Source organism: Stutzerimonas balearica DSM 6083, assembly GCF_000818015.1.
Classification (GTDB): domain Bacteria; phylum Pseudomonadota; class Gammaproteobacteria; order Pseudomonadales; family Pseudomonadaceae; genus Stutzerimonas; species Stutzerimonas balearica.
The window spans coordinates 3238147-3257337 of record NZ_CP007511.1; the positions used below are offsets into that span (position 1 = coordinate 3238147).

The following is a 19191-nucleotide window of genomic DNA, read 5'->3' on the forward strand; positions in this document are numbered from 1 at the left end:
AATGGCATGAACCGAGAAGAAGCGTCAGGCGCGTTCTTTGAGGCGCTCGGCGATCCACTGTTCGATCTCCACCGAGTCCCAGCCCACCGCGCGCACGCCCAGGCGCAGCGCCTTGGGGAACTTGCCTTCCTTCATCAGGCTGTAGATGTGCGCGCGCTTGAAGCCGGTCTTGGCTTCGACCTCGGCGCGGCGCAGGATGCGGTGCTCGGTCGGTGCCGCCGTGGCGGTGGTCTGCGAAGACATGAGGGTCACTCCTTAACGCTCAGTGGCGCTGATTGGCGTGACTCGAATTAAGAACGCCGCGTTGAAGAAAGACACCGCAAATGCGGTTTCCGCGACCGCAGATACGGTCTGGCATCGCTCAGGAAGTTGTGCTCTGCAGATTGCGCCGAGCCAGTGCGAACTTGGCCTGCAGGGTGCGCTCGGTGATGCCCATCGCGTTGCCGTGGTGCGCCACCATCGCGCTGATGATGGCCTCCTGCGTCAGGAAGCTGGAATACGGCATGCCGCTGGGCGACTTGCCCAGCAGCAGCGTCAGTAACCCGCCAACGATGTTCAGGTAGGTCGATTCGCTGCGCGGCCCCAGCGTGTTCGCACGCTCCGTGTCGGCCGCGCAGGCGGCGTGCGTTTTCAGCAGCGCCTCATGCTCGGCGCGCAGCGTCTCGAGCACGCCCAGGTGTTCCGCCAGCCGCGCCTTGATCGCTTCCCGTTCGACCAGCAATGCGCCCACTGTGTCCAGGCTGATCGCCGGGTGAAGCGCACGCTCGATCTCATCGAACAGAAACGTCGGTTTCTCGCCTGGGTAGTAGTGCGCCATCCAGGCTTTCAGATCGACGTGCCGCACCGTCAGCGACGGGTCGTCCATTGCCAGGCCCTGCGTGTCCCGCACTAAGCCCTCCTTGCCATACGGCATCTCGCCGTGAGCCAGCGCATCGAAGATTCTTTCGGCGTTCAACCGCAGCATCGGCCAGCGCGGAAACTCCGTTGCCTCCGGCAGAGGCCGCTCTCCCAAGGCCGCCAGGATGCGCCGCTCGAAGCGCAGCAATCCGCTCCAGCGGATTGCCGCCTCGATCGGGCGGTAGTAGGTCTTGGCGCCATCGGCCAGGCTGCTCGACTTCGGCATATCGCGCGCCTCCATTCGTCATCGCACCGAGTCCAAGCACGCGCACCCGCCGTACAGGCGGCGTGCGTGGCTGTCCAGGAATCTCCGGGCGAAACGAGCAGGTGGCGAAGCGGCGAAGACCGTGGCATCGGTGATACCGCCGGTTCCGATGCGAGATGTGCGCCTTGCCGCGCAAGGCGCCATCACTCACAATTCGCAAGCCGCGAAACATGCTGTCACCAGCGTCATTCGCGGGCGCCATGCCTGACCCGGATAACCAGGCCAAAGTCTTTGCAGGGAAAAAGGCCCAGTAAAGCGCGATCAGCTCAACACGCCAGAGCCGATGCGCATACGGCAAGCACTGTTGCGCCGCGCGTCTTCGCTGTGACGCGCCACGATGGGCATGCGAGTTTCATCGCAGGATGCCAACCGCAAGCGCGAGCAACGCCTGGATGCAGCGCGCCCGTGCACAACGTCAATGGAAACCCGCTATGACAAAACAGGTCTGGCGGTTTGACCAAAATGGAATCGGCCAACCCGCCTGAAACAGCCTCATGCGAGCCGTTGCGTATCCAACGGCATATGGCCGACACGCTGCGCACGGTCGATGAAGTGGCGCAGTGGCTCCGACATCGCGCCCTCGGGATGTAGCAGGTAGGTCGTCAGCGCCGCCGAGTCTTCATCCAGCGGCCGGACGATCACGTCCGCCTGCCGGCATGCCACCACGTGCGCCTCGGTGGAAAATCCCACGCCATAGCCGGCCGCCACCAGGGCCAGCATCAGCGAGTGGGTCGTCACGTACTCGGCCACGACCGACGGTGTCTCCACCAGGCGTAGCAGGCGCTCGCATTGCCGGCTGCACTCCGCACACACCTGCGGGTGGCACAGCACCAGCGGGTAGCCCACCACCTCTTCCAGCGGCACCCGCTTGTGCGCCAGCAAGGGGTGCCGCGCGGGTATGGCCACCACCAGCGGGTCTTGCCACACCGGCATGGCGACCACCCCGGCCTCCATCTCGCCGGCCATCGCAAAGGCCGCGTCGTACAGGTCGTTGCCCAGCCCGCCCACCACCTGCGACAGCGGCGCCTCGAACAGCCGGATGCCCACTTCCGGCGCCTCCTCCCGGCACAGCGCGAGCAGCGCCGACAGCCGGGTCCGCCCGACGCCGCCGGCCAAGGCGATGCGCAGGGTGCCCCGGTGTCCCGCCGCCACCGCCCGCGCCTTGGTCTGGGCTTGCTCAAGGGTCAGCAGCACGCGCCGGGCCTCCTCCAGGAACACCTGCCCGGCCGGGGTCAGGCGCACCCCGCGCGGCGTGCGCTCCAGCAGCGTCACGCCCAAGTCCGCCTCCAGTTGGCGGATCGTTCGCGACAGGGGTGACTGCTCCACATGCAGCCTTCGCGCCGCCCGGCCGAAGTGCAACTCCTCGGCCACGGCGATGAAACAGCGAAGATGGCGTAAGTTCATGTACTTCCCCCCCAGAAAGTGGAGTCCATTCCTCTGGCCGTAGGGAACCGCATGAGTGCTTCCCGGTGGCGATGCCGGTCACAGAGGCTTTCCAGTTGCCGCCATCCGGCCTTCAGTCGCTGGCGAGGCTGCGAGTGTCCAGGCAAGGCCGGGTTATTCCATCGGTGTTGCCATATCACACAAAACCACGGACAATCAATAATATTTCTTATTAGCATCTGTGTCTGAATGGAGTGAAGCCGATCAAGCCCGACGTGGCGAACCTGTCCGTCACTACCCACGGCAGCGTGTTCTGGAACGACGAACGCATGGGCGACGAGCAGCTCGCGCAGCGGCTGCAGGCCTCCGCGCCGCGTCAACCGCAGCCCGAGGACTTCATCCGCGGCGACCGCCTGGTGGATCTACGAGCGCGTCGCCCAGGGGATGGCGGCTACGCAGAAGTCCGGGGTGTTGGAGCTGGGTTCGTGACCGACCAGGCCACGACCGGGGTGAGCCGAAAGACACCCCCATGAAACTGCATCGGCACGCCCGCCCTGACGCCGGCGTGTCGTCGTCGGCTGCACCGATCGCGAACTCCGACACGCGTGAGCGCCTGCGCGCGGTGCTCGACACACCGGCTGATTTACCAGCCTTGCGGACGCAGCATCGTCTTCGCGGCCCTGGTTCGCAGGAACGCCTGCGTCATATTGCTTGGCCGCCCGCCCTGGCATGGCAGCAGCAAACACTGGCCATCAGCATTCAGTGTCCGGCTGTGTGCGCCGGCCAGCTCCGCGCGTGTCGGCGACGGGCCTGGTCCCGACAGGCATGAGTGCTTCGACGCGATGCAATCGAAGGAGGTACTGACGGGATGCGGATGTAGATGCTGGCGCCCGAGATGCCGAACCAGAAGAAGACAAACAGGAGGTGGCCTTGGATTTCAGATTGCTGCGTTACTTCGTCGCAGTTGCGGAAGAACTGCATCTGGCCCGTGCAGCCGAGCGTCTGGGCATCGAGCAGTCGCCTGTGTCGCGTGCGATGCGCGACCTGGAAAGCCAGCTTGGCGTGCAGTTGTTCGACCGCAGCACACGCCTGACGCGGCTGACCTGGGCCGGCCAGGTGTTCCTCGGCGAATGCCGGCGCGTGATGGCCACCGTGGAGCAGGCAGTCAAGAGCGCCAAGGCGGCGGCACAGGGCTACCAGGGCCATCTGCGCATCGCCATCTGCGACAGCCTGGCGCAGCCCCGCATCGCCACCCTGCTGGCACGCAGCCGTGAGGAGGAGCCCGAGCTGGAGATTCGCGTCTTCGAGCTGCCGTTCGCGCAGCAGCTCAAGATGCTGCACGACGATCTGCTGGACATCGGCTTTGCGTTGTCAAACGCGGTGCATGATGGCCTCGTCGCCGAGCCGGTGTGGACCGACCCGCTGTCGGTGATCGTGCCCGCACGCCATCCCTTGCTGGCACACGTGCAGGTGCCGCTGCCCGAAGCCTTGAAGTTTCCGCTGGTTCTGTGCCACCCCGAGGCGGGCTCCGGTTGCCGCCACCAGATTCAGGCGGTGCTGCAGGACACGAACATGCCGCTCAAGCTGGTGGACGAAGTGACCAGCCTGGGCGTGATGCTGACCCTGGTCGGCGCCGGCTACGGCATCGGCTTCGCCATCGCCTCGCAGGTGCAGACGCTACAGCGCCCGGACATCTCCATTCGTCCCCTGGCCGGCATCCCACCGATGCTCTCCACCTACCTGCTGCGCCGCCGGGGCGAACCCTCGGAGCCCATGAGGCGATTCATCGAGCGGGTGAAAGACGGGGCCGCGCCGGTCGATGATGAGCCGGTCCTTTGAGGACGCAGCTCGCCTGTCCGTTGCGGCCTGTGGCGTTATGTGCCGGTGGACAGATAGACTTCGGAATGAAATCCGATGCTCTGGCTGTTGATAGATGTGCTTGGCTCGCTTTGGATCACCCGCAACGGCCTGCGTTGACCAGGCCGAAGACTTGAGTCCACAATCGAGTCCATTCCGTGACGCCTGGATCGGAAAAAACGTTCGTAATAAACGAGTTAGCGACCGGGTGCTGTTCCCTTCGCCCGCTCCAGATACCGCACGTTAAAGCCCTGTTTTTACAGGGCTTTTTCGTTTGGTCCGAACGACTTTCGGCCCAGCCGTGACTACTCGCGAGCTGCCAGCCCTCCTGGCGGCCTCCGTCCTTTTCGGCGCTTGCGCGTCGACGGTTGCGCCAACGCATCGAACCGAACCGTACCTCACCGCGTCCCACTGAAAAGCCTATTGGCAGACCCGGAGGGTGAGCATGCAGGTAACCAGAGGCGTCGTCTGGCTGGCGCGTAGCGGTTATGCGGCGCGTGGGCTGGTGTATGGCATCGTCGCTTTTTTCGCAGCTTTGGCGGCGCTTGGCGCGGCCCGCACAGTGGATACCAAGGGCGCCATCGAGGAGCTGCTGACGCAGCCGTTCGGTGCCGTGCTGCTTTGGCTGGTGGCTATCGGTCTGTTTGCGCATGTCGCCTGGCGGCTGACACAAGGTCTTGGCGATACCGATCGACATGGCGACGATGCCAAGGGGCTGTTGATTCGTGGCGGATTGCTAGGCAGTGCCGTCGTCAATCTGCTGCTGGCGCTGTTCACGCTGGGATTGATCAGCGGCCTGGACAGCTTGTCTGGCGGCAGCGGTTCGGGGGGAAGCGCTGAGGCCGATGCGCTGCAGCGCTTTCTCGGCCTGCAGCATGCGCGCTGGCTGGTGTACCTGGCAGCGCTGATACCGCTCGGAGCCGGCATTGCTCATCTGGTCAAGGCCTGGCGGGCGAAGTTCGAGCGTTACTTTCAGTGCGACGAGCAGACCATGCGCGTGGTGCGGCCAATATCGCGCATCGGCCTGGCGGCACGCGGCTGCGTGCTGCTGATCATTGCCGCGTTGCTGCTGACCGGCGGCAGCCGATACAGCCCGACCGATCCGCCCGGGGTCAAGCAAGCCCTCGAAACGCTACAGCAGTTGCCCGCCGGGGAAAGTCTGCTGTTGGCAATTGCAGCGGGGTTGTTCGCCTTCGCGCTGTACAGCGTCGCCGAAGCCTGCTGGCGGCGAATCGATCTGTCGGAGGTGCTCGACTGAAGGATTCGCCGCTGGAGCGCCGGGAGGCCAAGGCCAGCATTCGACCCTGGCCTGGCCCGATCGCCTCAGAACTCCAGCCGTACGCCGACCGTCAGGTTGCGCCCGGGTAGCAACACCTCATCCTTGATGAAGGAAGTGTGCTGGCGAGCCTTCTCGTCGAGCAGGTTGCTGCCTTTGAGATACAGCAGAAAATCCGCCTCGTTGAACGAGCCGTGGTAGCCAAGGCCGGCGCCCAGCATGTTGTAGCCACCGGTTTCGGTCTCATGGTCGGCCAAGCGGTCCTGACGCTGAACGCGGTAGAGCTCGAGCAGGCCATCGAGCGCAGGCGTGAGGCGTTGGTCGAGCCGCACACCGAGTCGATCGGCTGGCATCCTCGGCAGATCATCTCCTCCCTTGCGCAACTCGCCGCGCACGTGGTCGCCGAACAGGGTGAACGCAGTGGCGTCGCTGGCCTGGAAGCGCACCTCCCCTTCCGCACCGGTGAGCACGGCGTCCTGCTGGCGATACGCGATCTCGCGGTAGCCGCCGCCGATATCGTTGCCGGTGTCGGCGGCGTAGATGAAGTCGTTCACCTCGTTGCGGAACAGGCTCAGGCTGAAGGTCGTGCGGCCGGCGAACTTGCGCAGGGTGAGCTCGGCATTGTGCGAGGTTTCTTCCTTCAGCTCGACGTTGCCCAGTTCGACGGTACGGGTCGCCGCGTGAGGACCGTTGGCGTATAGCTCTTCGGCCGTCGGCAGGCGTTGCGAGCGCGACAGCGCAAAGCCCAGCGAATACTGCGGAGCAAAGGTCCAGACCGCACCGGCGGACATCGAGGTGCCGCTGTGATCGGTATCCGGGCGGCCATCGGCATCGATGTCCTGCCATTCGTGGCGCAGGCCGAGCTCGTAGCGCCAGGCGCCGGCGGTGTATTCCTCGAGCAGGAACAATCCGTGGTTGCGGGTCAGGGTCTGCGGCACGTAGGCCTCTTCGCCGAGAGCTTCGAAGTCGCGCCGCAGGGTCTGCGCGCCGAGCACACCGCGCCAGCCGAACAGCGGCTGATGGGTCAGCTCCAGGCGCGCATCGGTGGCATCGTTGTTGAAGCGGGTGCCCACTTCGCCACCTTCGATCTCCTTGTGCTGATAGTCGCTGTGGCCGACACGCAGCCGCGCCAGTTCGAAGCCCGGCAACGGATCGCTCAGCTCGCCACGCAGATCCCAGCGCTTCTGGCGCATGTCGACATAAGGCACGCTGCCATGTTCGTCATGATCATGGTCGTCGTCATCGTCGTGATCATCATGGCCACCGCAGTGCCAGTCGCTGCCGTGGGTGTGGCAATCGGCGTGCTCGTGGGCCAACAGTCCGTAGCGGTTGTTCTGCTCACCGTAGGCGGCGCCGATGTAGCCGCGCTCGCCGATGAAGCTGGCGCCCAGATTGAAGCTGTCGGTGTCGTTGTAGGAGCCTTCCTGCTTGTCTGGCGAACCGGGGATTTCATAAGGGTCGGCCTGGCGCTTGGTGCCCTCGGCGCGGACGGCGAAGTGGCCGCTGCCGGCAGTGATGCCGAACAGCCCGGCACCTTCGTTGGCGACGCTGTTGGTGCGCAGTTCCAGCTCGCCTTCGTAGCCCTTCTCCGGCACGTGGATGGGGATCTTCTTGTCGATCACGTTGACTACCCCGCCGATGGCGCCGCCACCGTAGAGCAGCGTCGCCGGGCCCTTGAGCACCTCGATGCGCTCGGCCAGTAGCGGCTCGCTGGTCACCGCGTGGTCGGGGCTGATGGTGGAAGCGTCGAGCAGCTCGACGCCATCGCTCAGCACCTTGACCCGTGCGCCATCCAGCCCGCGGATCACTGGTCGCGCCGCGCCGGCGCCGAAGCTGCTGGAGCGCACGCCCGGCAGATGATCGAGCGTCTCGCCCAATGTCGCCTCGCGCCGCAGCACCAGTTCATCGCCCTCGACCACCTGAGCAGCGGTGGTCATTGCCTCGCGGGCACTGCCCAAAGCGCTCGCGCTGACGACCACCGGCGGCAGCTCGACCGGCTCGCTAGCCTGTGCGCACGGAAATGCGACCAGCCCGAGGGCCAGTGCAAGCGGGTTCTTTTTCGGATGCATGCGACTCTCCTGTCGTTTCGAAAACTGCGAGGCGACCAGCGCAACGAAGTGGGCGGTCGGCAAGAGGGCCGGAAATCTAACATGTTATATCGTAACGTTTAAGGCTTTTTTCCCCTGGATGGATCGCATTGCCCGCTCGGCAGGTCTGAATTGCAGAACCGTCGAGAACCCAGAGGAGGCATGGCCATGGCAATCGAAATCGATACCACGAGCGGCACTTGCGTCATCACGGTGGATGGCCAGCCGCACCGCGGGGCGATCATGGATGCGCGCATCACCACCGATCCGCAGGCGCGGATGTCCGAACTGCACTTGGACGGGCATCGGGTGCATGTGCCCGAGGACGAGGCCGAACACCTGATCGCCGCCGGCGCGACCGATGATCGCTCCAACCTGATCGCCGACGACTGACGAAACGAAAAAAGCCCCGCCAAGCGGGGCTTTCTGTTGCGCGGCGGCGGATCAGCCTGCGCGATAGTCGGCGTCGGCTTCTTCGAAGCGCTTGATGATGCCCGGCGTCGGAGCCGGACCCATCTTGCTGAAGATGAAGATCGCGGCGCTGGCCAGGATGAAGCCTGGAATGATCTCGTAGAGGCCCAGGCCGATGAACTCCTTCCACACCACCACGGTGATCGCGCCGACCAGCATGCCGGCCAGCGCGCCGTTGCGGGTCATGCCCTTCCACAGCAGCGAAATCAGCACCACGGGACCGAAAGCGGCGCCGAAACCGGCCCATGCGTAGGACACCAGCCCCAGCACCTTGCTGTCGGGGTTCGACGCGATGCCGATGGCAACCAACGCGATCAGCAGCACCATGCCGCGGCCGACCCAGACCAGCTCACGCTGCGAGGCATGCTTGCGCAGCATGGCCTTGTAGAAATCCTGGGTCAGGGCGCTGGAGCTGACCAGCAGCTGCGCGCTCAGCGTACTCATTACCGCGGCGAGCACGCCCGAGAGGATCAGGCCGGCAATCCACGGGTTGAAGAGAATTTTCGTCAGCTCGAGGAACACCCGCTCGCCGTTGGCGCTGACCGGGCCGGCCAGATCCGGATGGTCGGCGAAGTAGGCGATGCCAAAGAACCCCACCGCGACTGCGCCGGCGAGGGTCAGGATCATCCAGGTCATGCCAATGCGACGCGCATTCGGGATGGTCTTGACCGAGCCGGCCGCCATGAAGCGCACCAGGATGTGCGGCTGCCCGAAGTAGCCCAGGCCCCAGGCCAGCAGCGAGATGATCGCGACAAAGGACAGCCCGCGGAACATGTCGAAATTCGCTGGGTTCTGTGCCTCGATGGTCGCCATTACCGAGCCCATGTCACCGAGCGCAAGGATGACGAACAGCGGCGTGATCAGCAGCGCGAAGATCATGAGCGTCGCTTGCACGGTGTCGGTCCAGCTCACGGCGAGGAAGCCGCCGATGAACACATAGAGGATGGTCGCCGCGGCGCCCACCCAAAGCGCCGTGGAATACTCCAGGCCGAAGGTCGACTCGAACAACCGCGCCCCGGCGACGATGCCGGAAGCACAGTAGATGGTGAAGAACACCAGGATCACCAGCGCGGAGAAGATCCGCAGCATCCGGCTCTCGTCCTCGAAGCGGTGCGAGAAGTAGTCCGGCAGCGTCAGCGCATTGTGGTTGTGCTCGGTATGCACGCGCAGGCGACCGGCCACGAACAGCCAGTTCAGCCAGGCGCCGGCGATCAGGCCGATCGCGATCCAGCTCTCCGACAGCCCGGAGACGAAGATGGCGCCGGGCAGGCCCATCAGCAACCAGCCACTCATGTCCGAGGCGCCAGCCGACAGCGCGGTGACGAAGCTGCCGAGGCTGCGGCCGCCGAGAATGTAGTCGGAAAAGTTTTTGGTGGCGCGATAGGCGATGAAACCGATCAGGATCATCGCCGCGATATAGACCACGAACGTGATCAGCGTAGGGGTTGTGACGCTCATTTGTTGTCCCTCGTTAGTTGTTGTTCGATGAGACCGCGCTCATCTTGGCAGAGGGCGACGGCTAAGGCGCCATCACCGGCGGCAGACCAAAGCGGCCCGCCAATGGCGCAAGAGCGTGCGCCAAGTCATCTCGTTGTTGTCAGGCCGGCGGCAGCTGCCGCCGGCCGCTGTCGCCTCTAGTCGTCGCCCAGCGAGAGCAACGACGCATTGCCGCCCACTGCCGTGGTATTGGTCGACGTGGTGCGTTCGTTGGCGAAACGCAGCAGGTAGCTGGGGCCGCCCGCCTTGGGGCCGGTGCCGGACAATCCGCAGCCACCGAACGGCTGGACCCCGACCACCGCACCAACCTGGTTGCGGTTGACGTACAGATTGCCGACCCGCGCCAGCCGCTCGATGCGCTCGGCGGTCTCCTCGTTGCGGCTGTGGACACCCAGGGTCAACCCGTAACCGGTAGCGTTGATCGCCGCGACCACTTTCTCCAGATCGGCGGCATCGTAGCGCACAACGTGCAGAATCGGGCCGAAATGCTCCTTCTTGAGCTCCTCGATGCCGCCGATCTCGAAGGCCACCGGTGCCACGAAATAGCCGTCGAGCCCTTCGGGCAGACGTGCCTCGGCGATCAGGCGGCCCTGCGCCTTGAGCGATTCGACATGCGCGAGCAGGCCGTCGCGTGCTTCCTCATCGATCACCGGGCCCACATCGCTTTCGCGCAGGTGCGTCGGCCCGACCTTCAGCTCGGCCATCGCCCCCTTGATCAGCTCGATCACCCGGTCGGCGATGTCACGCTGCACATAGAGCACGCGTAACGCTGAACAGCGCTGGCCGGCGCTGGTAAAGGCCGAGGCCAGGGCGTCCTTGACCACCTGCTCGGGCAATGCGGTGGAGTCGACGATCATCGCGTTCTGCCCGCCGGTTTCGGCGATCAGCGTGGCAATCGCGCCCTCCTTCTCGGCCAGCTGGCGGTTGATGATCCGCGCAGTCTCGGTCGAACCGGTGAAGCACACGCCGACCACGCGCCGATCGCGGCAGAACACGCCGCCGAGCGTCGCACCGTCGCCTGGCAGGAGGGCGATGACGTCCTTCGGCAGACCGGCCTCGAACATCAGCTCCAGCGCGCGCGCGGCGATCAGGCTGGTCTGCTCGGCTGGCTTGGCCAGCACCGTGTTGCCGGCCACGAGCGCCGCGGTGATCTGGCCCAGGTAGATGGCCAGCGGGAAGTTCCACGGGCTGACGCAGACGAACACGCCACGCCCTTCGTGAAACAGCTCGTTGCGCTCGCCGGTCGGCCCTTTGAGTTCCTCGCGGCCCAGCTTCAGGCGCGCCTGCTGGGCGTAATAGCGGCAGAAGTCCACCGCTTCGCGCACCTCATCGATGCCATCCTGCAAGGACTTGCCGGCTTCCAGCGTACAGAGTGCCATCAGCTCGGCGCGGTTGGCCTCGAGCAGCTCACCGAGGCGCTCGAGAATGGCCGCACGCGCGTCGACCGGCGTTGCGTTCCACCGTGGCCAGGCCTCCGTCAGCCCGTCGAGCGCCTGGCGTGCCTGATCGGCCGTGGCGAACTTCGCCGTGCCGACCACCTTGCCCAGCTCATAGGGGCAGCGCACGACCTGCTCATTGCCCGGCTGGCGCTCGCCGTCGATGACCGGCGCCGCCTGCCACTGCCGGTCAAGGAAGGGTTGGTAGGCGGCAGCCAGCGCTTGCCATTGTTCCTGGATGTTCATATTGATTCCCTGCGAATTCTTGCGGGTGCCGAACAGTGCCCGCGGCGATGGAATGCGTGGATTGCCTGGGCTCGCGAAGCGGCGCAGCTGGGTGACCGGGTGATCGATCAGCGACTCGATCGGCACCCGTGGGTCGACCAGCTGGTGCACGAAGGAAGAGTTGGCCCCGTTCTCCAGCAGGCGTCGGACGAGATAGGGCAGCAGGTCCTTGTGCGCGCCGACCGGCGCATAGATGCGCACGTTGCGGCGGTGCTGCTCGAGCACCGTGTCGTACAGCGCGTCGCCCATGCCGTGCAGGCGCTGGAACTCGAAATCACGCGGCTCGCCGAGCTGCTCGGCCATGTCGAGAATGCAGCTGACGGTGTGCGCGTTGTGGCTGGCGAACTGCGGGTAGATCACCCCGCGCGTATGCTCGGAAAGCAGGTAGCGGGCGCACGCCAGGTAGGAGGTATCGGTGCCTTCCTTGCGCGTGTAGACCGGGTAGCCGTCAAGCCCCTGGACCTGGCACTGCTTGATTTCGCTGTCCCAGTAGGCGCCCTTGACCAGTCGCAGCGGAATGCGCGCGCCAAGCTCGCGACCCAGCAGAGTGAGCCAGACCAGCACCGGCAGGCAGCGTTTGGAATAGGCCTGCACCACCAGGCCGAACTCGCCCCAGCCGGCGATGGCGGGGTCGCGCATGAGCTTCTCGAAGAGCTCGAGCGACAGCTCGAGGCGATCGGCTTCCTCGGCATCGATGGTAATGCCGACATCCAGACGGCGGGCCAATACCGCCAGCTCGCGCACACTGGCGAACAGCTCGGTCAGCACGCGGTCGCGCTGGGCAACCTCGTAGCGCGGGTGCAGCGCCGAGAGCTTGATCGAGATCGACGGCCGCGGCCCAGGGCCGACCTGCGGCTCGGCCCCTACCCGCTCGATCGCCTGGCGATAGTCGGTCAGGTATTTTTCGGCGTCGCCAGCGGTCAGCGCTGCTTCGCCGAGCATGTCGAACGAATAGCTATAGCCCTTCTCGCGCTCGGCCCGGCCATTCTTCAGGGCTTCCGAGATGCTGCGGCCGAGCACGAACTGCTTGCCCATCAGCTTCATCGCCTGATTCATCGCGGCCCGGATCACCGGCTCACCGGAGCGTTGCAACAACCGCCCCAGCACGCTCTTGGGACGGCCGTCGGCGGTATCCGGATCGACCACCTTGCCGGTCATCACCAGCCCCCAGGCGGCGAAGTTGACCAGCACGTTGTCGCTCTGCCCCAGATGCCGCTCCCATTCGGCAGCACCGAGCTTATCGCGAATCAGCGCATCGGCCGTGGCCGGGTCCGGCACGCGCAAGAGCGCCTCGGCCAGGCACATGAGCATCAGCCCCTCCTGGGTGTCGAGGCTGTATTGACGCAACAAGGCGTCAAGAGTGTCGACCGCGTTGTCGCGGCTGCGCACGGATTGGATCAGCGCCCGGGCACGCTCACGGACACGCGCCACGCCGGCCTCGCCGGGGTCGGCCAGGGTCAGCAGCTGGTCGAGATAGGCGGCCTCCTCGACGCTGTAGTTGGCACTGATCTGGGGAAAGAACTCAGCGGCTTTCTGGCTGGCGAAGGTATCGCCCAGCACATGACTGGCTTGAAACATCGCGCCGCTCCTCCGTTGGTTTATTGCTGTTATAGGTCTAGCCCAATGCGACCGCCCCGGTGAGCGAACCGAGCGGGCATAACGAGCGGAAACGGAATGTAGAGGCAGGCGCGCCGCGCGATCTTGCGAAAAGCTACGGTTTTTTTACAGCAGGCTTGGGAGTCGCTGCAGCTGTCGCAGCGCCCGGGCGGGCCAGCGTGACGGCGGTTGCCGGGTCAGTCCGCCCGGCGCAGGCTCCTGGGCGTCAGCCCGAGGTAGCGGCGGGTCGCCGTGGTCAGTGCGCTCTGGCTGGAAAAACCGCACTCCTCGGCGATTCTCGCCAGCGGCAGCGGCGTTTCGCGCAACAGATGTGCGGCACGATCGAGACGGCTCTTGAGCAGATACTGATGGGGCGTCAGCCCGACGCTGTCCTTGAACTGGACGTGGAAGTGACTCGGGCTCAGGCAGGCAACCTGTGCCAGCTCGGCGACCGTGATGCGCCGCGACAGATGCTGGCGGATGTGTGCGTCGAGCCGCTCCAGGTCCAGCGGCCCGACACGCCGCACGGGCTGCTCGCCGAACAGCCGCAGGTGCAGCGCCCTCAGCAGAACCCCGCCCAGCGCCCGGGCCAGCAGCGGATCGCTGCCATAGCGCGCCAGCTCGGCCTCGGCATAGGCCAGCAAATGCTGGAAATCGGCATCCAGGGCCGGGTAGCGCGGCGCCTCGAACAGGCGCGCAAGCAACTCCGGGTCGTCGAGATCATCCTGCTCGTCGAGGTCGATGATCAGCATGCGGTTGTCGCCCACCCCGGCGAAACCATGGTCCGCATCGCCCGGCACCACGCAAGCGCGCATGCGGCAGACTTCGCCCCCCGAGCCGTTGACTTCGAACTCGGCGCGACCGGCCACCGACATCACCAACTGGTGATAGTCGTGAGCGTGCTTGTGGGCCTGGTCATCCAGGCGAATCAGTCGGGCGTTGAGCATGGCAAGGCACCTCGGGCGTCCCGGCACTGTAACGAAACTGCCGGAGGGCCGCCATGCCCGGCCGGCATTGAAAACGCCGCCCACACTACCCATCTTCATCGGCAAGTCCCCGTACCAGGTGCCGCATGAACGACGACGCGAACAACACCGAGCAGGAAATCATTTCGTCCAACGGGCTGGTGCTGCCCGACCAGAACCAGCCGGACAAGCTCTACGTGATCCCGGTTCACAACCGCCCGTTCTTCCCGGCGCAGGTGCTACCGGTGATCGTCAACGAAGACCCCTGGGCAGAAACCCTGCAGCGCGTGGCCAAGACGCCGCACCAGCGCCTGGCGCTGTTCTTTGTCGATACGCCGGTGCTCGACACCGCCAGTTTCGACCCGGACAGCCTGCCGGAGCACGGCACCATGGTCCGCGTTCACCACGCCTCGCAGGAAGGCGGCAAGCTGCAGTTCGTCGCGCAGGGCATGGCGCGCGTGCGCATTCGCGGCTGGCTGCGGCGCAAGCCACCCTACCTGGTCGAAGTCGACTATCCGCGCCCCGAGGAAGATCCGCGCGACGAGGTCAAGGCCTATGGCATGGCGCTGATCAATGCGATCAAGGAACTGTTGCCGCTCAACCCGCTGTACAGCGAAGAGCTGAAGAACTACCTCAACCGCTTCAGCCCCAACGACCCTTCGCCGCTGACCGACTTCGCCGCGGCGCTGACCACCGCGCCCGGCGTCGAGCTGCAGGAAGTGCTGGACACCGTGCCGGTACTCAAGCGCATGGAGAAGGTGCTGCCGCTGCTGCGCAAGGAGGTCGAAGTCGCACGCCTGCAGAAGGAACTCACCGGCGAGGTCAATCGCAAGATCGGCGAGCGCCAGCGCGAGTTTTTCCTCAAGGAACAGCTGAAGATCATTCAGCGCGAGCTGGGCATCACCAAGGACGACAAGAGCGCCGATGCCGACGAGTTCCGCGCCCGTCTGGAAGGCAAGGTGGTGCCGCCGGCTGCGCAGAAGCGTATCGACGAGGAACTGAACAAGCTGTCGATCCTCGAGACCGGCTCGCCGGAATACGCAGTCACCCGCAACTATCTGGACTGGGCCACCGCCCTGCCCTGGGGCGTCTACGGCAAGGACAAGCTCGACCTCAAGCGCGCGCGCAAGGTGCTCGACAAGCATCACGCCGGCCTCGACGACATCAAGAACCGCATCCTCGAGTTTCTCGCCGTCGGCGCCTTCAAGGGCGAGATCGCCGGCTCCATCGTGCTGCTGGTCGGCCCGCCGGGCGTGGGCAAGACCAGTATCGGCAAGTCCATCGCCGAATCCCTCGGCCGGCCGTTCTATCGCTTCAGCGTCGGCGGCATGCGTGACGAGGCGGAGATCAAGGGTCACCGTCGCACCTACATCGGCGCCCTGCCCGGCAAGCTGGTGCAGGCACTCAAGGATGTCGAGGTGATGAACCCGGTGATCATGCTCGACGAGATCGACAAGCTCAGCAGCAGCTATCAGGGCGATCCGGCCTCGGCGCTGCTGGAGACGCTGGACCCGGAGCAGAACGTCGAATTCCTCGACCATTACCTGGACCTGCGTCTGGACCTGTCCAAGGTGCTGTTCGTCTGCACGGCCAATACCCTGGACTCGATTCCCGGCCCGCTGCTCGACCGCATGGAAGTGATCCGCCTGTCCGGCTACATCGCCGAGGAGAAGCTGGCCATCGCCAAGCGTCACCTGTGGCCCAAGCTGCTGGACAAGACCGGCGTGCCCAAGCAACGCCTGGCCATCAGCGACAGCGCCATGAAAGCGGTGATCGAAGGCTATGCGCGCGAAGCCGGTGTGCGTCAGCTGGAGAAGCAGCTGGGCAAGCTGGTGCGCAAGGCGGTGGTCAAGCTGCTGGAAGACCCGCAAGCGGAGCTGAAGATCACGCCGAAGGACCTGGAAAGCTACCTCGGCAAACCGGTGTTCCGCAGCGAACAGGTGCTCTCCGGCGTCGGCGTGATCACCGGCCTCGCGTGGACCAGCATGGGCGGCGCGACGCTGCCGATCGAGGCCACGCGCATCCACACGCTCAACCGCGGCTTCAAGCTCACCGGCAAGCTCGGCGACGTGATGAAGGAATCGGCGGAGATCGCCTACAGCTACGTCAGCTCGAACCTGAAGACCTTCAAGGGCGACCCGGCGTTCTTCGACCAGGCCTTCGTGCACCTGCATGTGCCGGAAGGCGCCACACCGAAGGATGGCCCCAGCGCCGGCATCACCATGGCCAGCGCGCTGCTTTCGCTGGCACGCAACCAGCCGCCGAAGAAAGGCGTGGCCATGACCGGCGAGCTGACGCTGACCGGCCACGTATTGCCGATTGGCGGAGTGCGCGAAAAGGTGATCGCGGCGCGGCGGCAGAAGATTTTCGAGCTGATCCTGCCGGAAGCCAACCGCGGCGACTTCGAGGAGCTGCCGGATTATCTGAAGGAAGGCCTGACAGTGCACTTCGCCAGGCGCTTCGCCGACGTCGCCAAGGTGCTCTTCTAAACGCCTCGGCAACCGGCGTCATGGCGCCGATTGTCCGGGGCGAGCGCCGGGGCTGGTCTTTCACGCCGGGCTTCCCGCTCGGCGGTCCGGCCTCGCCTGGCTGCTCCCGGCCGCTTTTGGCTATCCTTCCGGTTCACTTCTGATCGGTGCCGCTCATGTCGTTCGACGTCCCTCGTCTACTGTTGCCCACCAGCCTCCTGCTGCTGGCCGCCTGCGCCAGCGACAACCATACGCCCTCGAGCGTTGTGCTCGGTGACGATCACCGTTGCCCGCAGACGCTGCAGACCGGCCAACAGCTGATCGTCAGCCTGCCGAGCAATCCGGCCACCGGGTATCGCTGGCTGCTGCGCGAGGCCGCCGCCGAACAGCTGCGCAGCCTCGGCCCCGAGGTCTACAGCAATCCGAACGACGACGTGATCGGCGGCGACGGGCTCTCTACCTGGCGCTTCGAGGCGCAGCGGCCCGGCAGTGGTCGCCTCTACCTCATCTATCAACGCCCCTGGGAAGCCGAAGGCGAGCCGGCCGGGCTGTTCGATTGTCGGATCGAGGTACGCTGAAGCACGGCCAGAGGGCGGCTTTCCGCTACAATGCGGCCCCGTTTTCCAGCACGCCGCCACCAACGTGAGCCACGATCCCGACCGTCTGTTCGCCCAGCCCCTGGCCCAGGTACCCGACTTCGTCTTCAACGAGGACGTAGTGCGGGTGTTTCCCGACATGATCAAGCGCTCGGTGCCCGGCTACCCGACAATCGTCGAGAACATCGGCGTGATCGCCGCACAGTTCGCCCAGGCCAGTACCTGCCTGTACGATCTCGGCTGTTCGCTGGGCGCGGTGACCCAGGCCCTGCGTCGGCACGTCAGCCAGAACAACTGCCAGGTGATCGCGGTGGACAACTCCAGTGCGATGGTCGAGCGTTGTCGCGAGTACCTCCACGCCCAGGACTCGATGTTCCAGGAGTTGCTGCCGGTGGAGGTGATCGAGGCCGACATCCTCGCCCTGGAGTTCCAGCCCTGCTCGCTGGTGGCGCTGAACTTCACCCTGCAGTTCATCGCCCCCGAACAGCGCCCGGCCCTGCTCGGCCGCATTCGCCAGGCCCTGGTGCCGGGCGGCGCGCTGATCCTGTCGGAGAAACTGCGTTTCGAGGACGACGGCGAGCAACAGCTGCTGACCGGCCTGCACGTCGCCTTCAAGCGTGCCAATGGCTACAGCGAACTGGAGATCGCCCAGAAACGCAGCGCCATCGAGAACGTGATGAAACCCGACAGTCTGGAAACCCATCGCCAGCGCCTGCTCGAGGCCGGCTTTTCCAAGGTCGTGCCCTGGTTCCAATGCCTGAACTTCGCTTCGCTGATCGCCCTGCCATGAATCTCGACCTGACCTCCCTCGCCTGGCGCCTGGCCGGCACCCCACTAGCCGCCTGGGCCAACGGTGTTCAGCAGCAACTGGATGCCAAGCTCGCCATCGGCCACGGCGACCTGCCGCGCTGGCGACGTGCCGTGGAAGCGCTGCCTGCGCTGATGCCGACGCAGATCGAGCTGCGCGAATGCTTCCGCCTCGACGCGGCCTGTGACGACGGCACACGACAGACCACCCGTGAAGCGCTGATGGGGCTCTCGCCGTGGCGCAAGGGTCCGTTCGACGTGTTCGGTGTGCATGTCGATACCGAGTGGCGCTCGGACTGGAAGTGGAACCGGGTCGCACCGCACCTGGATCTGGCCGGCAAGCGCATCCTCGACGTCGGCTGCGGCAACGGCTACTACATGTGGCGCATGCTCGGCGCCGGCGCCGACAGCGTGGTCGGCGTCGACCCGAACTGGCTGTTCTTCTGCCAGTTCCATGCGATGAAGCGCTACCTGCCGGAACTGCCCGCCTGGCACCTGCCCTTCGCCCTGGAAGAGCTGCCGCCCAAGCTCGAAGGCTTCGAGACGGTATTCTCCATGGGGGTGCTCTACCATCGTCGTTCGCCCATCGATCACCTGCTCGACCTGAAGGACTGCCTGGTCCGCGGTGGCGAGCTGGTGCTCGAAACGCTGGTGGTCGAGGGCGACGAGCACACCGCGCTGGTGCCCGAGGACCGTTACGCACAGATGCGCAACGTCTGGTTCCTACCCTCGGTGCCGGCCCTGGAACGCTGGCTGCGCCGGGCCGGCTTCGTCGATGTGCGCTGCGTTGACGTCAGCGTGACCAGCGTCGAGGAACAGCGCAGCACTGACTGGATGCGTTACCAGTCGCTACCGGATTTCCTCGACCCGCAGGACCATGGTCGCACCGTAGAAGGGCTGCCGGCCCCCATGCGCGCAGTGCTGTTGGCCCGCAAGCCCTGACGCCTGATGCGGGCGGGCCGTGGGCCAGCTAGTCAGCGGCGCAGCAATGTCGCCGCTGCGCCATCGATTGACGCAGCGGCAGCCGGGCTTTTTCGCTGAGCATTTGGCGATTCAGATCACGCGCCGCCAGCGCCCGGTCATCCAGCTCGAGCAGTTGCCGATACAGCCGGCGCTGACGCCAGGCACGCAGCCACTCGCATAGGTTGCGCTGCAGCCCCAGCGGCGGCATCGCCGGCATGTAGAAGTCTGGCAGTTCGGGCTCCACTCTGCGCCCAACGTCGGTTTTGCGTGCTTTTCCAGACATGGCTCACCTCCGTTCGCCGTCAACAACCGAGACGAAAGAACTCGGCTGCGTTGAATTGA

The 19191-nt window shown here is 65.4% G+C and carries 16 protein-coding genes; 8 read left to right on the plus strand and 8 right to left on the minus strand.

Annotated features, from left to right (window positions below):
- Nucleotides 1–24: 24 nt before the first annotated feature.
- The 3 genes from CL52_RS14905 to CL52_RS14915 form a co-directional block, all read right to left on the minus strand.
- Nucleotides 25–243: an AlpA family transcriptional regulator gene (locus tag CL52_RS14905; protein ID WP_011829925.1), complete on the minus strand. Its 219-nt coding sequence runs from the start codon at nt 241–243 to the stop codon at nt 25–27.
- A 118-nt stretch (nt 244–361) separates the two neighbouring features.
- Nucleotides 362–1123, minus strand: coding sequence for a hypothetical protein (locus CL52_RS14910; protein WP_013982109.1), 762 nt, complete (start codon nt 1121–1123; stop codon nt 362–364).
- Nucleotides 1124–1654: 531 nt separating this feature from the next.
- Nucleotides 1655–2566, minus strand: a complete 912-nt coding sequence (locus CL52_RS14915) for a LysR family transcriptional regulator (RefSeq protein WP_019751274.1) — start codon at nt 2564–2566, stop codon at nt 1655–1657.
- Between the two features lie 233 nt (nt 2567–2799).
- On the opposite strand from CL52_RS14915, the gene CL52_RS21260 reads away from it, so the two are divergent.
- The 3 genes from CL52_RS21260 (at nt 2800) to CL52_RS14930 (ending at nt 5660) form a co-directional block, all read left to right on the plus strand.
- Entirely contained in the window at nt 2800–3078 is a 279-nt protein-coding gene (locus CL52_RS21260) for an ExbD/TolR family protein (RefSeq protein WP_025297715.1), read from the plus strand.
- Between the two features lie 397 nt (nt 3079–3475).
- The gene (locus tag CL52_RS14925; RefSeq protein WP_018077868.1) at nt 3476–4384 is read left to right on the plus strand and encodes a LysR family transcriptional regulator; all 909 of its coding nucleotides are present in this window, start codon (nt 3476–3478) and stop codon (nt 4382–4384) included.
- A 463-nt stretch (nt 4385–4847) separates the two neighbouring features.
- Nucleotides 4848–5660, plus strand: coding sequence for a DUF1206 domain-containing protein (locus CL52_RS14930; RefSeq protein WP_041104362.1), 813 nt, complete (start codon nt 4848–4850; stop codon nt 5658–5660).
- A gap of 65 nt (nt 5661–5725) precedes the next feature.
- Here CL52_RS14930 and CL52_RS14935 read toward each other — a convergent pair whose 3' ends face one another.
- Entirely contained in the window at nt 5726–7747 is a 2022-nt protein-coding gene (locus CL52_RS14935) for a TonB-dependent receptor (protein ID WP_043221512.1), read from the minus strand.
- A gap of 186 nt (nt 7748–7933) precedes the next feature.
- Between CL52_RS14935 and CL52_RS14940 the strand changes: the two genes are divergently transcribed.
- On the plus strand, nt 7934–8158 hold the full coding sequence (locus CL52_RS14940; RefSeq protein WP_041104358.1) for a DUF3203 family protein: 225 nt from the start codon (nt 7934–7936) through the stop codon (nt 8156–8158).
- A 51-nt stretch (nt 8159–8209) separates the two neighbouring features.
- On the opposite strand, the gene putP is transcribed toward CL52_RS14940, so the two are convergent.
- The 3 genes from putP to CL52_RS14955 all read right to left on the minus strand — a co-directional run bounded on the left by putP (nt 8210) and on the right by CL52_RS14955 (nt 13997).
- Nucleotides 8210–9694, minus strand: coding sequence for a sodium/proline symporter PutP (putP, locus tag CL52_RS14945; protein WP_043221515.1), 1485 nt, complete (start codon nt 9692–9694; stop codon nt 8210–8212).
- A 176-nt stretch (nt 9695–9870) separates the two neighbouring features.
- Nucleotides 9871–13032 carry a bifunctional proline dehydrogenase/L-glutamate gamma-semialdehyde dehydrogenase PutA gene (putA, locus tag CL52_RS14950; RefSeq protein WP_043221516.1) on the minus strand — a complete coding sequence of 1054 codons (3162 nt, stop codon included), beginning with the start codon at nt 13030–13032 and terminating at the stop codon, nt 9871–9873.
- A gap of 215 nt (nt 13033–13247) precedes the next feature.
- The gene (locus CL52_RS14955; protein ID WP_041104352.1) at nt 13248–13997 is read right to left on the minus strand and encodes a helix-turn-helix domain-containing protein; all 750 of its coding nucleotides are present in this window, start codon (nt 13995–13997) and stop codon (nt 13248–13250) included.
- A 125-nt stretch (nt 13998–14122) separates the two neighbouring features.
- Here CL52_RS14955 and lon point away from each other — a divergent pair, with 125 nt between their 5' ends.
- From lon to cmoB, 4 genes are all read left to right on the plus strand, one after another.
- Complete coding sequence (gene lon, locus CL52_RS14960) at nt 14123–16504, plus strand: endopeptidase La (protein ID WP_043221519.1); 2382 nt, start codon at nt 14123–14125, stop codon at nt 16502–16504.
- 155 nt (nt 16505–16659) lie between these two features.
- Nucleotides 16660–17061, plus strand: coding sequence for a protease inhibitor I42 family protein (locus tag CL52_RS14965; protein ID WP_043221521.1), 402 nt, complete (start codon nt 16660–16662; stop codon nt 17059–17061).
- A gap of 64 nt (nt 17062–17125) precedes the next feature.
- Nucleotides 17126–17869, plus strand: coding sequence for a carboxy-S-adenosyl-L-methionine synthase CmoA (cmoA, locus tag CL52_RS14970; RefSeq protein ID WP_043221523.1), 744 nt, complete (start codon nt 17126–17128; stop codon nt 17867–17869).
- Entirely contained in the window at nt 17866–18828 is a 963-nt protein-coding gene (gene cmoB, locus CL52_RS14975; RefSeq protein ID WP_043221524.1) for a tRNA 5-methoxyuridine(34)/uridine 5-oxyacetic acid(34) synthase CmoB, read from the plus strand. The genes cmoA and cmoB overlap by 4 nt, the downstream gene beginning before the upstream one ends.
- 28 nt (nt 18829–18856) lie before the next feature.
- Here cmoB and CL52_RS14980 read toward each other — a convergent pair whose 3' ends face one another.
- The gene (locus tag CL52_RS14980) at nt 18857–19132 is read right to left on the minus strand and encodes a hypothetical protein (protein WP_235366373.1); all 276 of its coding nucleotides are present in this window, start codon (nt 19130–19132) and stop codon (nt 18857–18859) included.
- Nucleotides 19133–19191 lie beyond the last annotated feature (59 nt).

Bases quoted from the DNA above. Each gene is read 5' to 3' on its own strand.
- CL52_RS14905 (WP_011829925.1), bottom strand. From the start codon at position 243: ATGTCTTCGCAGACCACCGCCACGGCGGCACCGACCGAGCACCGCATC.
- putA (WP_043221516.1), bottom strand. From the start codon at position 13,032: ATGTTTCAAGCCAGTCATGTGCTGGGCGATACCTTCGCCAGCCAGAAA.
- CL52_RS14980 (WP_235366373.1), bottom strand. From the start codon at position 19,132: ATGTCTGGAAAAGCACGCAAAACCGACGTTGGGCGCAGAGTGGAGCCC.
- putP (WP_043221515.1), bottom strand. From the start codon at position 9,694: ATGAGCGTCACAACCCCTACGCTGATCACGTTCGTGGTCTATATCGCG.
- CL52_RS14940 (WP_041104358.1), top strand. From the start codon at position 7,934: ATGGCAATCGAAATCGATACCACGAGCGGCACTTGCGTCATCACGGTG.
- CL52_RS14955 (WP_041104352.1), bottom strand. From the start codon at position 13,997: ATGCTCAACGCCCGACTGATTCGCCTGGATGACCAGGCCCACAAGCAC.
- CL52_RS14915 (WP_019751274.1), bottom strand. From the start codon at position 2,566: ATGAACTTACGCCATCTTCGCTGTTTCATCGCCGTGGCCGAGGAGTTG.
- CL52_RS14910 (WP_013982109.1), bottom strand. From the start codon at position 1,123: ATGCCGAAGTCGAGCAGCCTGGCCGATGGCGCCAAGACCTACTACCGC.
- CL52_RS14935 (WP_043221512.1), bottom strand. From the start codon at position 7,747: ATGCATCCGAAAAAGAACCCGCTTGCACTGGCCCTCGGGCTGGTCGCA.
- lon (WP_043221519.1), top strand. From the start codon at position 14,123: ATGAACGACGACGCGAACAACACCGAGCAGGAAATCATTTCGTCCAAC.
- CL52_RS14965 (WP_043221521.1), top strand. From the start codon at position 16,660: ATGTCGTTCGACGTCCCTCGTCTACTGTTGCCCACCAGCCTCCTGCTG.
- cmoB (WP_043221524.1), top strand. From the start codon at position 17,866: ATGAATCTCGACCTGACCTCCCTCGCCTGGCGCCTGGCCGGCACCCCA.
- CL52_RS14930 (WP_041104362.1), top strand. From the start codon at position 4,848: ATGCAGGTAACCAGAGGCGTCGTCTGGCTGGCGCGTAGCGGTTATGCG.